Genomic DNA, 12,099 nt, shown 5'->3' with positions numbered 1-12,099 from the left:
TTATCTAAAGTCACTGGAGGTGAAAAGATGTATAGTTCCGATCGATTTTTAAATGCATTGATTATGTTCGCTGTGAAAGAAAACGTGTCAGATATCCACTTTGTACCTAGAGAACATGACACTGCCGTCTATTTACGCGTCCATGGCGAGAGACACTTGTACAAATCAATATCAAAGGACCATTACTTACAGCTGTTGAATTATTTAAAGTTTCAAGCTCAAATGGATATTGGCGAAAAAAGGTTGCCCCAAGATGGCGTTGTTACTATGCTTGTCAATACAGTGAAAATCGATTTACGTTTATCAACATTACCCGCTAAACGAGAAGAATCTCTTGCGATTCGTCTCCTTCCTCATAATGAAATAAAACCACTAAAGCAACTGCTACTATTTAATAACCAAGTCAATAAATTAACTTCCCTAATTAAAAAAACATCCGGTATCATTTTACTTACTGGACCGACTGGCTCAGGAAAAACGACGTTACTGTATAGCCTGATTGACACACTTCTTAAAGAACAATCGTTCCAAACCATCACATTAGAAGACCCGATTGAAAAAGATTTAAATCATTTTGTTCAAGTCCAAATTAATGAAAAAAGTGGCATGACCTATCATACAGGATTAAAAGCCGCACTGCGACATGACCCTGACATTTTAATGGTCGGAGAGATTAGGGATGCGAAAACAGCCGATTTCGTATTTCATGCTGCTTACACTGGTCATCTAGTTTTTTCTACCCTGCATGCCAAAGATGCCAAAGGAACGATTCACAGATTAATAGAGATGGGTATTAAACCGATTGATTTAACACAAAACTTATTGGCGATTTGCGCCACTCAACTGTTAAACCTTCATCATCCCGTCCATGATCGTGCAGCTATCATTGAATTTTTAACTGGCGATAATCTCACAACCTATTGCCATGACTTCACACTCGATACATTTAGAGAACCAACTTTTACCGACTTAAAAAGGAAGGCATATGCTTATGGCTTTATTTCAGAGACGTAAATCTATTCTCTCATTATCCTTAATGCAACAATTATCTTTTATGAAGCGCTTGGCCACATTACTTGAAGCCAATTACTCGATGAAAGAAGCCTTACACGTGTTGAAATTCAATAAAACTTTCCATCATGTCGCAGAAACCATCTTAGCAAGATCAGTAATGGGGACACACTTGATCATATTTTGAGACAGATTCAGTTTCACCCACAGTTTATTACACATGTACATTACGGACTGTTGCGAGGCCACCTTTCTGACGGGATCATACAGGCCATCACTTTTATTGACAAACAACACAGACTGAAACAACACTTTCTTAAAACCATTCGATACCCACTTGTGCTTATTTTCGGCTTCCTTATCATGCTGTACTTTATTCAAATGTATATTTATCCAAATTTTCTTCAGTTATTTCAAACCGCACACCAAACGCCTGATCTGATTGAAACGGCCATCTTTAGTGTCTCTTTACTATTTCACATCGTTCAGATTGTTATCGTCTTGCTCATTCTTTTCATAATCTTGACTTTCCTCATCTACAAAAAAGTCACCCCCGATCAGTTAATGACCATACTATTACGCCTGCCTATTGCTTTTCGTCTTACTCGCCTCCACACGAGTTTTTTCTTTGCCCATCATTTAAAGAATTTACTCGATGCCCAGTATTCAATGAAGGAAGCGTTCACGCTGATTCATAATCAAGAGCGGTCTTCCATTCTTAATCAAACGATGATCGAATTATTAGCCAACCTAAATGACGGCGAAACCTTATATCAATGTCTAGCCATTCAACCATTCTTTAGCGAAAGACTTAGCTATATCTTTCAAAACTATGAAGCTCAAACTTTGATCCGTTCATCACTAGATATTTATATGACGGAGACGATAGAAGATGTCACTAACACTATTGAAAAATCCATCCATTTGATTCAACCCATTATTTTTACCATTATTGCCTTAAGTATCGTACTCATTTACTTGTCGCTACTGATGCCAATGGTTGAGATGATGAATACTCTTTAGGAGGAAAATAACATGCTGAAAAACTTAAACAAACATTTAAGAAACAACAACGGATTCACCCTCATTGAAATGTTGATCGTTATGAGTATCATTGCTGTACTACTCATCCTAATTACACCAAAACTAGCTGACCATCAAGAGAGTATTACCCGAAAGTCTGATGACGCTATAGTCGGATTTGTGAACACACAAATTCAAGCCTTTTATTTAGATGAAGGACAGTTTCCGTCAACTTTAGATGATTTAGTTTCACATGACTATATTGATGCCGAATTGATTGGCAGTGCGTCGAAGCCTATTGACTTTACTGATACTTCGAATAAAAAAGTGGCTCTTGTAAGTGAATAAAACGCAAGGTGGCTTTACACTTATTGAGGTCCTTATTGTCCTTAGTGTAATACAACTTTTACTCTCTTTTGGTTTTAAACCTATCGAAAAATCACAAGACAAACAGGCATTCAACCGTTGGTACACACAATTTGAGGTGGATCTCTTGTATCTCCAAAAACGAAGCAGTCTTTCGGATAATCGCCCTTACCTTCAATTTGATTCATCTAATCATCGGTATTCACTCATCATTGATTCAAAGCAACCGCCGCTATTTACTAAAACCTATGATGATGATTGGCGTATCATTTTCGCATCAACCAAAAATAAGTTAGCCTTCAATAAAAACGGTCAATTTCTTGAGCCTGGAACAATAAGGGTAGAAACCAATTATTATGTTTATACGATTGTATTTCCTTTCGGTAAAGGAAGATGTTATGTCACTTCTAAAGAACACTAAAGGTTTTCTGTTGTTAGAAGCTTTGTTTGTCTTAACTCTGTTGACGATGATCATCTTTATCCACCTGCCACTTCAACAGAAAATTGCCTATCAACAATCAATAGAAAGAGAACGCCTGTCGCTCTATCATCAGTTTTATGACTATATATTAGTTGAAGAATATGATGAGGTTGTTACACTGGCTTCCTATGTGATCGTGATCGAACGCGAATCTATTGACAACTATGTAAAAGTTACTGGTCACTACTTAAACCGAAGTAATAAAAAGGAAGTGATGACTATCTATTATGTACCGAAACAACAAAGGGTTTACGATGATTGAATTATTATTAACCATTCAACTAACGATGCTTTTTATGATGTTACTTATGATGATTATTCCTTACATGAAACCTCCCTCTAGCTATCAAACGTTTCAAGTATATCAATTCATGGGCACGCTTGAAAAAGAAATACAAACGAGTAGCGACACTTATATTATAAATAATACCTTATACTTGACGACACTTAATGGTGACCTCGTATCTATTACACATTATCAAAACTTCATTAGGCGGCAAGTGAATGGACAAGGACACGAAATACTGTTGCGAGACGTCAAAGATTTTACTGTAACTGAAGATGAGGAGATAGATATTATCATTAAAACCACTGAGGAGGCATTATTCTATGACACTATCGTGCCCTTCACTTCGAGATGATCAAGGTTCAGTGACTATTCTAGCTTTGTTTGTAGTGATTGGGTTGTTATTATCATTAACGTCGTTAACAACCGTTTATTTAACTGAAAAACAATTCACTGAACTTGAACGTGTCCAGTTAAACCATCACAGTCTTCATCAAATGACCTATCAACTTGTTTTAAATCAAGTCAATCAAACAGAGGTACCCCCCGCCAAATTTGCCAGTTCACCTTTCCTACAGGAACAACGCGTTATTCTTTATCTAAAATCAATAATCAAGCTCTACTATACATTGACAGCCAAACGACAGATACGTTCAGTATGCGTTACTATTATGCGCTACCAGAGGCAATGATCTGGTTAACTGATTGATCATGTCATCCCGTATACATGAAGGCAAGAGATCGTGATCATTACTATTCGATCCATCGATAAAAGCACGCCATACAGGTAACTGTATGGCGTGCTTTTCATTATACAAATGGATTTAATTTCTTTTCATCACCAATGGTGGTTGCAGGTCCATGACCTGGATATACCACATAATCGTCTGGCAAATGAAAAAGTTGTTCTTTAATCGTGTGAATAAGCGTATCATAATCCCCTAGCGGTAAGTCCGTGCGACCAATCCCCCGATGAAAGAGACTATCACCGGAGATAATTAAACGCTCTTCGTTAAAAACAAATGCCACACCCCCTGGAGAATGACCAGGTGTTTCAATAATAGTAAAATGCATATCACCGATCGACATCGGCCCCGCATTTAAGGTGTGATCTGTCGGTTGACAGATCACTTCTTTTACTGGGAAATACTTCGAACCATTTAATGCCGGATTCTCTAACCATTCATGTTCATTGGCATGTAAGTAGACAGGCACGCCATACTCATCTCGCAAAGCGTCAAGTGCGCCAATATGGTCAAAATGTGCATGAGTTAAAAGAATAGCTTTTGGTTTAATATTTATTGACTCAATCTCTTTTATTAATCGATTCGGTTCACCAGCTGGATCAATAATTACTAGATCTTCATCATTCATTAGTAAATAACCGTTGGTTCCTAATTGACCTAACGTATATTTCTTGACCTCCATCATTTCACCTCTACTTCTGTTGTTTTATCAAGAATAGCACAAGAAAACCATCTGAGACAACTCGTCTATCAGATGGTTTTCGATAGGTTATTTATTTAAATCGTGGAAACGCAATAAATCACCATAAATTAATTGATCTGAATACGTTAATTCATGTTGTGCACGTTCTTTTAGTTCAAGCAGGTCATCGGTCGTTTCCATTATCTCACCTGTCGAACGATCATAGAACGTATCTTTCGTGTAGATGACATCATCTGCTATAAAGCTACCATCACGTAAGGCAATAAAATCTTTTCTGTTTTCTCCAAAAAGATTCGTACCAAAACTAATGTCATTGCTTCCTTCGATCCCGAGTAGATGAAGGAGTGTTGGCTTAATATCTACCTGACCAGCAATGTCAGAAATGACCTTGCCTTCTTCACCAGGAATATGAATATAAAGCGGCACGCGCTGTAACTGAATATGATCAAATGGCGTAATCTCATCTTTTCCTAGATAACTTGCTGTTGAGCGATCATGGAAATCACTAATACCATAATGGTCACCCATGAGTACAATAACTGAGTCCTCATATTCACCTGACGCCTTTAATTCTTCAAAGAATAATTCAAGCGATTCATCCAAATACCGCACGGTTTGGAAGTAATAATTTAATGTTTTAGAATTTGAGTCAAATGGTGCAAGTGTGGCATCTTCTTCGCCAAGCGTAAATGGGTGATGATTTGTTAAAGTAATCATCCGGGTATAATAAGGTTCTTCTAAACTTGTTAAATACTTCATGGATTGTTTAAAGAAGTCTTTATCTTTTAATCCCCAACCAACTTGGTTCGTATCTGTCACATCATACGCTGCAACATCATAGAAATGATCAACACCTAAATTTTCATACATGACATTTCTATTCCAGAAACTGCCGCTATTAGCATGAAAGACAGACGTGTTATAACCTGACTCTCCTAACATATCAGGAAGGGATTGATACGTATTTTCACTGTGCGTAAAATAAACCGCCCCACTTGGTAGTGGATAGAGTGATGTTTCCGCAATAAATTCTGAATCAGATGTTTTACCTTGCGCAGTTTGATGATAGAAGTTTTCAAAATAATAACTGTCATCAATCAAATCATTTAAAAATGGCGTAATTTCTTCGCCATGCAATTCATTATTAATAACAAATGTTTGCAATGACTCTAACCAAACAAAGATAACATTTTTATCTTTCGCGATCCCGTACATATCCGTTTCCGATGTGTCCGTCGTCTCTTCATCGATATAGGTAAGAATTTCTGATAATTCGTTACCATCTGCTAATACACGTTGAGCTTTAGACTTTGATTGTTGCACAATATCGTACAAGTGAAAGTTAAATAACCCAATATTTTTAACTAAGTACTCCCGGTCAAATCCACGCTGTAATAATTGTGGACGCTCAATCTCCGCTAGTACATAGTTTCCTAATAAAAATACGATTGATAAACTTAAAATTAATTTTTTTCGTTTCGGACGCATCTTTTCAATAACATGCACAGCACCTACTTTTGGTTTAGCGAGATAAAAAATAGCTGCAATATCGGTAAATAACAAGACGTCATACCACTCGATTAGGTTTAACACACTTGAACCTAAATCTTTTGCGTTACTCCCTTGGAATAAAATCGGAATCGTTAAGAAATCACCGAAGTTACGATAAAAAATAAGATTCAAATATAAAATGACGGACCCTAATACAGCCACCACTTTAATATACTTGACTTGGTTTTTTGACTTTAACCAAACGGATAAAGCAAAAACAAAGAAGGCTGTCACGAATGGATTGATGAAAAGAATCATCTCTTGCATGCTATTTTCTAAATTTATATTAAATAAGAAGCGATAAATCACGTACGTCTTTAAACCAAATAACAAGCTGGCAATCACGAACAATTGATTTATTTGTTGTTTTTTAAACATAGTTACCTTGTCCTCCTTAACGTCTAACTACCCGATATTTTTCTCTACTAAACGATTATGACAGACTTGTAAACAAACCGTAAAATCGTTCTCTACTTCGTTAGACGTTGTCCTACCTAAAAAGGTTACATTATGATTGATGTTGTTTAACGAGGTAAGCACCGCCAATAATGCCAGCGTCATTACCTAATTTAGCAATTTCGAACGTACTACCCTCTACAATGCGTGGCAGAGCATAACGCTTAAACGCCAATTCTAACGGTTGAAGTAATGCCTCTCCTGCTTTAGATACACCGCCACCAATGACAATTTTTGATGGATTGACAATCGTCGTAATATTAGAAATCGCTAATCCTAACGTATCCATTATTCGATGGACAACATCTTGTGCCACCTGATCATTTTCTTTGACCGCATCAAACACATCTTTGGCTGTTAGACGACCTTTTTTCTTATATAATGGCGTAAGGATTGTCTCGGGATGTTGTTCAACTTGCTCCTGGGCAATCCGGCCAATACCTGTTGCTGAAGCAATCGTTTCAAGACATCCGTTACGACCACAATTACATCTTACACCATGAACATCCATTGTCATATGACCAATTTCACCCGCCATGCCGTTTGATCCGCTAACAATCTTTCCGCTCACAATGATTCCACCACCAACACCAGTGCCAAGAGTGATCATAACTAAGTTCTCAGCTAATCCACCAGAACCTAACCAGTTCTCACCTAAAGCTGCAATGTTCGCATCATTTTCAATGTATACAGGCAACCCCGACAAATCATGTAATATGTCGCCTAACGGGAAGTCAACCCATCCTAAATTAACTGCTTGAGCAATATCTCCGGTATCTGCTACCACAAATCCAGGCGCTCCAACACCAATACCTAAACATTGATTTTTGTCTATATGATTAGTAGCTAAATGTTCCGTTAGCGATGTCCAAATATCGTGAGGAATACGATCAGATTGATCACCTGTTTGTGTGGTAATTTCCCACTTTTCAAGAATCTCTCCTGATTCTGAAATTATACCAAGTTTAATCGTCGTTCCACCAATATCTACACCTAACAAATATTTTGTCATTGTTTCCCGCTCCTTTTGGCCAATTCTAATTCTTTTTCATAACTGAGTACACCTAAACATTGATAATAGTCATCATCGGCGATAATCCCCTCGTGTTTAAGCGCCTTTAATTCAATGAGGCTTAATTCTATTTCTGCTTCACGATTACCTATGTATGTGACTATACCAAATCGACGTAAAAACTTTTGTACATCGTAATATGTTTTCAAAACGTCACCCCATCTATTATAACAAATTATTAAGTAAATAGAAAATTAAATTACATTAATTTCTTGCGATGATCAATGTTCCAACAGGTTGGTCATGCGATTCGATTGGAATATGATCAATAAGTTGAGTTTCATGAAGAATGGACAGCGTTTGTCCCGAGAATGTTTCTAAGAATCGATCGTAGTACCCGCCACCATGACCAATGCGATAATGATCCGTATCAAAAACGACGCCTGGGACAATTAATACATCTATGTGGTCTTTGCTAACTTTATGCATGACCGTGGGATCAGGCTCTAATAAATTAAAATGTCCGACCGATAACTGTTCAATAGATGATAATTGATAAAAGGCTAACGTCTTTGTATCGGTTAAACAGAGCGGGACACAGACTTGTTTTCCATCTGATAGCGCCTGTTTGATAATTAGTCTTGTTTCCCATTCATGCGCATGGCTAACGGTCAAGCCTATAGTCTTACTGTTTTTATATAGATCTGTTTCAATGAACTGATTATAAAGGGTCGTTTCTATTTGTTTTCTTCGGGTTTTCGAAAAAGCTAAGAGGCGTTGTATTGTCTGTTTACGCATGTGAGATTTTTCTTCCATCATTAGAGCCCCCATTTACTAATCGTGTATACTGTACATATTATACCTGCGGTAAGCTATCTTCTTTCATTATAGAAAAAACTCTTATCTAAAGTAAAAAGATAAGAGTTTTAGCAAACATTATTTTGTTTCACGGTGAAGCGTATGTTTTTTAAGACGTGGGCTATACTTCTTAAGCTCAATACGCTCAGGGTTTGTACGTTTATTTTTTGTCGTAATGTAGTTACGATCACCAGTTTCAGTACACGCTAGTGTGATGTTTACACGCATGATTATCCCTCCAAACTTTTCAACTATCATTTTCATAAAATATCATTTTCAGACCCATTCATTTTAACAAGATATAAAGAAATAATCAAGCACTTGTTTATTATTTCTTTTATTTTATCCGTTGTTTTTGCACATGTATCGCACCGTTTCGATTTACCTTTACGACATGAAGTAAATTATGCTATAAATAAGGGGAGTGAAAGGAGGCAATTTATTTGCTGGAATTAATCATCGGTTTAGTCATTATAAGTGTTGTTTTATTTGCACTCTCTTTCTTTATGAGCGATCGCTTTAAAAAAATAGAGGATCAGATTGAACAACTTTCCCTTAATCAGATGCAGGAAAGTTATCAAACAAATCAAAAGCTAAAAATTCTTGAAGAAGAGCTATTACCAACAACAGTCCATACAGATTTTAAACCTCAAAGTAAATCTACCGTGACACAACGCATCGAATCGTTGTATCGTAGCGGTCATTCGCTATCAGAGATAAGCCACCTAACAAACATTAGCGAATACGATATTGAGCAGGTTATTCAAACAATAAGATAAATGAGTTAGGAGATTAATATGAAACACACGCTTCGTGCTTTTAGTTTAGGAATGCTCGCAACAACGACAATTTTTAGTATATATATCTTCTTTTTTAACGAAACAGATACATCCACAGCACGTCCAAGTGATACTGACATGATTCAATCTTTAGAAGATAACGGCTTTCATATTTACACAGATGATGAGTTAACACGGTTTATTGACGAACAATTAGCTGAACAAACGGCGGATGAAAAAAATCAAAATAACACGTCAGACATAGACGAGAGCGAGCCATCATCAGTACCTGAAAATGAGCCTACACCAGAAGAACCGTCAAAGGATAATCAAGAATCTTCTGTTGATACGTCATCGTTTATCCTTACGATTGAACCAGGTATGACGGTTACCGAAGTCTCGAACTACTTAATCATTGCCAACCTAATCGAATCACGTGAACAATTCATCAATTATTTATCAGACAACGGTTATGCAACGAACATTCAAGTGGGCTCATTTGAACTCGATCGTGACATGACATTAGATGAAGTCGTTGATGTTATTGCAAATAAAGAGTAAAAGCTTAAGTGGAGAAATATTCTTCTTCACTTAAGCTTTTTTATTTATTTTATTCTTCTTCATCCAGAGAATCTTCATTTACTTCTTCATTATTTGATGGGTTAGTGTTTGATTGCTGTTCTTCGGCTTTTTCTTCTTTAATATCAAAATAAGCCTCGATTAAACGATTCCCAATATTATGGTGAATACCGTTTTGATCATTTCCTACACCTGTTTTAGGTATAATAATGGCGAAGGCAACTTCTGGTTCATCATATGGGGCATAACCTACTAAAGTGAGGTTGTTCGTCCGCTGTTCTTCCCCGTCAACGTAAAAATAATTTTGCGCTGTTCCAGTTTTGATCGCCACGTCATAAGGGTTATTCGCCCAGTGTCCTCGTCCAGTCCCTTGTGTAGCCGCTAGTCTAAACCCTTGTTGCACGCGGTCAATATAACGCTCATCCATATCAATACGGTTTAACACATTTGGCGTAGTACTCGTGACCACTGGTCCTAACGTGGTTTTGTCGCCATTTGCTGAGTGTTCTTCTTTAACAATGTATGGCGCTAAACGGTAACCATCATTAGCAATCGTTGACACATACTGTGCCATCTGTAAAGTCGTATACGTATCATACTGCCCAATCGCATAGTCAAGTAATAAACCACCATCAATGATATTAGAACCCACATAACCAGTCGCTTCAAACGGTAAATCAATTCCCGTCTTTGATCCTAAGCCAAATTGTTGGAAGTGATTCCGCATGGTTTGAAAACTTGATTGGTCAAATGACCGGAGTGGTTCATTATAATTGTATACCGCAGTCGCAATACGCATCGCAATTTCAAACATATAGACGTTTGACGATTGTTCTAGAGCTTTCAAGTCATTGATCAATCCAAAATTACGCCATGATTTTTTAATCGGGGTCCCCGCTATTTTAATTGGACGATCATTCAGTACTGTTCCAATATCAATGACACCCGTTTCATAACCTGTTAGCACTGTTGCCCCTTTCACTGATGAGCCTGGAATATGGGCATCATATACGACACGGTGAGGTTGATTTTCAAAAGTATTCTCATCACGATTGTAATGAGCTGCGGTCATACCTAGTACTGCCCCTGTCTGTGGGTCAAGAACGGCTACTAAGGCATCTTCCATGTGACGATTCCGATAAGGGTCTTGGGCAATATACTTTTCTAATTCGTCTTTTACAATCTCATCCAAAGCTTGTTGAAAATCCATATCGATGGTAAGAACTAAATCATTCCCAGCTTTTCCTGCTTGTACAGTGCTGGTACCGACAATTTCTCCATCGTTATTAATCGTATATTGAATGACTTCTTTTTGACCTCGCAACACATCCTCATATTGCTGTTCTAGGCCACTCTCTCCAACACGATCATTCCAACTATAACCTAAGTTTAAATAATAGTCTTGATTATCTCGCGGAATCCCTGATCAGCATCGGTAATATTACCGATAAATGTGCGGAAGGTATCGTCAAATGGATAGACTCTGTTCCAATCGATTTTCGCATCAATACCTGGAAGTAAATTGAGGTGTTCCGATACTTGAGCGTATTCCTCCTCCGTTACCTCTTCATTTTTAATCACGTGCGGTGACAATTCTATCGCTTGATCGAGTTCTTTTTTTATAGCCACGACATTTAGTTGATACGGATCGGACCAGTCAAGACTGTTGTAATCTTCAGGCGTAATAAGATCAAGCTGCCTTTGATACAAATCTCCTGCTTCTAATTCATTGTCCTCTTCCGTTAAGCGCTCTTCAATTTGTTCGCGATTTTTTTCATTAGACACATACCAAAACTCTTTTTTATCTCGTTCATTTACAATCTCATTTAATCCTTCTTCATCTTCTGCCATCATTACCATCGTTGCTAGTTTTTCAGCAATACTAATCTTTGCGAGATGTGAATCACCATTTTTAGGCGGTGTATACGTGATGGAACGCACCGGTTCATTATCGACAACTAATTCACCGTCAGCATCATACATTAAGCCTCGCGGCACCGCAATCGATGTTTTAGCATTTTCTGTTTCATTCAGCCGTTCGCGCGCTTCTTCTCCATTTAATATTTGTACAACACCTAACTGCAAAATAAGCAGTGAAAATAAGAGAAACACAAATAAAAACATTATATTTAAACGCATGGCTGTTTGTGCTCGTTTTTTCTTTTTCTTAGCCATCTTGATCACCTTTTTCTATACATACTTCCTACGTATTATAGCATTAATTAGACTAACAGACAAAAAAGAATCA

18 protein-coding genes are annotated in these 12,099 nt (G+C 37.3%); 10 read left to right on the top strand and 8 right to left on the bottom strand.

The features are described 5' to 3' along the window. Positions 1-27: 27 nt before the first annotated feature. Genes comGA through JCM19043_RS00895 form a run of 8 tightly spaced genes read left to right on the top strand, consistent with a single transcriptional unit; the run spans position 28 to position 3,859 of the window. On the top strand, positions 28-1,014 hold the full coding sequence (comGA, locus tag JCM19043_RS00930; RefSeq protein WP_062319172.1) for a competence type IV pilus ATPase ComGA: 987 nt from the start codon (positions 28-30) through the stop codon (positions 1,012-1,014). Continuing rightward, positions 992-1,198 carry a hypothetical protein gene (locus tag JCM19043_RS00925; protein ID WP_062319170.1) on the top strand — a complete coding sequence of 69 codons (207 nt, stop codon included), beginning with the start codon at positions 992-994 and terminating at the stop codon, positions 1,196-1,198. Before comGA ends, JCM19043_RS00925 begins: the two co-directional genes overlap by 23 nt. Next, positions 1,195-2,034 (top strand): type II secretion system F family protein, encoded by an 840-nt coding sequence (locus tag JCM19043_RS00920; protein WP_062319168.1) that lies wholly within the window; start codon positions 1,195-1,197, stop codon positions 2,032-2,034. Before JCM19043_RS00925 ends, JCM19043_RS00920 begins: the two co-directional genes overlap by 4 nt. 12 nt (positions 2,035-2,046) lie before the next feature. Continuing rightward, complete coding sequence (gene comGC, locus JCM19043_RS00915; protein WP_062319166.1) at positions 2,047-2,382, top strand: competence type IV pilus major pilin ComGC; 336 nt, start codon at positions 2,047-2,049, stop codon at positions 2,380-2,382. Continuing rightward, positions 2,375-2,821 (top strand): competence type IV pilus minor pilin ComGD, encoded by a 447-nt coding sequence (comGD, locus tag JCM19043_RS00910; RefSeq protein WP_062319164.1) that lies wholly within the window; start codon positions 2,375-2,377, stop codon positions 2,819-2,821. The genes comGC and comGD overlap by 8 nt, the downstream gene beginning before the upstream one ends. Further along, on the top strand, positions 2,799-3,143 hold the full coding sequence (locus tag JCM19043_RS00905; protein ID WP_062319162.1) for a hypothetical protein: 345 nt from the start codon (positions 2,799-2,801) through the stop codon (positions 3,141-3,143). The genes comGD and JCM19043_RS00905 overlap by 23 nt, the downstream gene beginning before the upstream one ends. Then, positions 3,136-3,522: a competence type IV pilus minor pilin ComGF gene (locus JCM19043_RS00900; RefSeq protein ID WP_062319160.1), complete on the top strand. Its 387-nt coding sequence runs from the start codon at positions 3,136-3,138 to the stop codon at positions 3,520-3,522. Before JCM19043_RS00905 ends, JCM19043_RS00900 begins: the two co-directional genes overlap by 8 nt. Beyond that, positions 3,491-3,859, top strand: coding sequence for a hypothetical protein (locus tag JCM19043_RS00895; protein ID WP_062319158.1), 369 nt, complete (start codon positions 3,491-3,493; stop codon positions 3,857-3,859). The genes JCM19043_RS00900 and JCM19043_RS00895 overlap by 32 nt, the downstream gene beginning before the upstream one ends. A gap of 118 nt (positions 3,860-3,977) precedes the next feature. On the opposite strand, the gene JCM19043_RS00890 is transcribed toward JCM19043_RS00895, so the two are convergent. The 6 genes from JCM19043_RS00890 to rpmG form a co-directional block, all read right to left on the bottom strand. Continuing rightward, positions 3,978-4,595, bottom strand: a complete 618-nt coding sequence (locus JCM19043_RS00890) for an MBL fold metallo-hydrolase (protein WP_062319155.1) — start codon at positions 4,593-4,595, stop codon at positions 3,978-3,980. An 87-nt stretch (positions 4,596-4,682) separates the two neighbouring features. Next, positions 4,683-6,545 carry an LTA synthase family protein gene (locus JCM19043_RS00885; RefSeq protein ID WP_062319153.1) on the bottom strand — a complete coding sequence of 621 codons (1,863 nt, stop codon included), beginning with the start codon at positions 6,543-6,545 and terminating at the stop codon, positions 4,683-4,685. Between the two features lie 130 nt (positions 6,546-6,675). Next, on the bottom strand, positions 6,676-7,635 hold the full coding sequence (locus JCM19043_RS00880; RefSeq protein WP_062319152.1) for an ROK family glucokinase: 960 nt from the start codon (positions 7,633-7,635) through the stop codon (positions 6,676-6,678). After that, the gene (locus JCM19043_RS00875; protein WP_062319150.1) at positions 7,632-7,844 is read right to left on the bottom strand and encodes a YqgQ family protein; all 213 of its coding nucleotides are present in this window, start codon (positions 7,842-7,844) and stop codon (positions 7,632-7,634) included. The genes JCM19043_RS00880 and JCM19043_RS00875 overlap by 4 nt, the downstream gene beginning before the upstream one ends. A 55-nt stretch (positions 7,845-7,899) precedes the next feature. Further along, positions 7,900-8,451: a 5-formyltetrahydrofolate cyclo-ligase gene (locus JCM19043_RS00870; protein ID WP_177220604.1), complete on the bottom strand. Its 552-nt coding sequence runs from the start codon at positions 8,449-8,451 to the stop codon at positions 7,900-7,902. Between the two features lie 120 nt (positions 8,452-8,571). Beyond that, positions 8,572-8,721 carry a 50S ribosomal protein L33 gene (gene rpmG, locus JCM19043_RS00865; protein WP_026801018.1) on the bottom strand — a complete coding sequence of 50 codons (150 nt, stop codon included), beginning with the start codon at positions 8,719-8,721 and terminating at the stop codon, positions 8,572-8,574. A gap of 215 nt (positions 8,722-8,936) precedes the next feature. Here rpmG and JCM19043_RS00860 point away from each other — a divergent pair, with 215 nt between their 5' ends. Beyond that, complete coding sequence (locus tag JCM19043_RS00860; RefSeq protein WP_062319148.1) at positions 8,937-9,272, top strand: hypothetical protein; 336 nt, start codon at positions 8,937-8,939, stop codon at positions 9,270-9,272. Positions 9,273-9,290: 18 nt separating this feature from the next. Continuing rightward, positions 9,291-9,833, top strand: coding sequence for a hypothetical protein (locus JCM19043_RS00855; RefSeq protein WP_062319145.1), 543 nt, complete (start codon positions 9,291-9,293; stop codon positions 9,831-9,833). Between the two features lie 49 nt (positions 9,834-9,882). On the opposite strand, the gene JCM19043_RS18455 is transcribed toward JCM19043_RS00855, so the two are convergent. Both JCM19043_RS18455 and JCM19043_RS18450 read right to left on the bottom strand, forming a co-directional pair. Continuing rightward, on the bottom strand, positions 9,883-11,271 hold the full coding sequence (locus JCM19043_RS18455; RefSeq protein WP_369813712.1) for a peptidoglycan D,D-transpeptidase FtsI family protein: 1,389 nt from the start codon (positions 11,269-11,271) through the stop codon (positions 9,883-9,885). Further along, on the bottom strand, positions 11,241-12,026 hold the full coding sequence (locus JCM19043_RS18450; protein ID WP_369813702.1) for a hypothetical protein: 786 nt from the start codon (positions 12,024-12,026) through the stop codon (positions 11,241-11,243). The genes JCM19043_RS18455 and JCM19043_RS18450 overlap by 31 nt, the downstream gene beginning before the upstream one ends. Between the last annotated feature and the right edge of the window lie 73 nt (positions 12,027-12,099).

It is taken from the genome of Halolactibacillus sp. JCM 19043 (genome assembly GCF_001310395.1).
GTDB classification, from domain to species: domain Bacteria; phylum Bacillota; class Bacilli; order Bacillales; family Amphibacillaceae; genus Halolactibacillus; species Halolactibacillus miurensis.
This window is presented reverse-complemented; position numbering and strand designations above follow the sequence as displayed.

Excerpts from the sequence above, each read along its gene's own strand:
- comGA (WP_062319172.1), top strand. The coding sequence starts at position 28 with ATGTATAGTTCCGATCGATTTTTAAATGCATTGATTATGTTCGCTGTG.
- JCM19043_RS00925 (WP_062319170.1), top strand. The coding sequence starts at position 992 with ATGGCTTTATTTCAGAGACGTAAATCTATTCTCTCATTATCCTTAATG.
- comGC (WP_062319166.1), top strand. The coding sequence starts at position 2,047 with ATGCTGAAAAACTTAAACAAACATTTAAGAAACAACAACGGATTCACC.
- JCM19043_RS00905 (WP_062319162.1), top strand. The coding sequence starts at position 2,799 with ATGTCACTTCTAAAGAACACTAAAGGTTTTCTGTTGTTAGAAGCTTTG.
- JCM19043_RS00900 (WP_062319160.1), top strand. The coding sequence starts at position 3,136 with ATGATTGAATTATTATTAACCATTCAACTAACGATGCTTTTTATGATG.
- JCM19043_RS00895 (WP_062319158.1), top strand. The coding sequence starts at position 3,491 with ATGACACTATCGTGCCCTTCACTTCGAGATGATCAAGGTTCAGTGACT.
- JCM19043_RS00890 (WP_062319155.1), bottom strand. The coding sequence starts at position 4,595 with ATGGAGGTCAAGAAATATACGTTAGGTCAATTAGGAACCAACGGTTAT.
- JCM19043_RS00885 (WP_062319153.1), bottom strand. The coding sequence starts at position 6,545 with ATGTTTAAAAAACAACAAATAAATCAATTGTTCGTGATTGCCAGCTTG.
- JCM19043_RS00880 (WP_062319152.1), bottom strand. The coding sequence starts at position 7,635 with ATGACAAAATATTTGTTAGGTGTAGATATTGGTGGAACGACGATTAAA.
- JCM19043_RS00870 (WP_177220604.1), bottom strand. The coding sequence starts at position 8,451 with ATGGAAGAAAAATCTCACATGCGTAAACAGACAATACAACGCCTCTTA.
- rpmG (WP_026801018.1), bottom strand. The coding sequence starts at position 8,721 with ATGCGTGTAAACATCACACTAGCGTGTACTGAAACTGGTGATCGTAAC.
- JCM19043_RS00855 (WP_062319145.1), top strand. The coding sequence starts at position 9,291 with ATGAAACACACGCTTCGTGCTTTTAGTTTAGGAATGCTCGCAACAACG.
- JCM19043_RS18450 (WP_369813702.1), bottom strand. The coding sequence starts at position 12,026 with ATGGCTAAGAAAAAGAAAAAACGAGCACAAACAGCCATGCGTTTAAAT.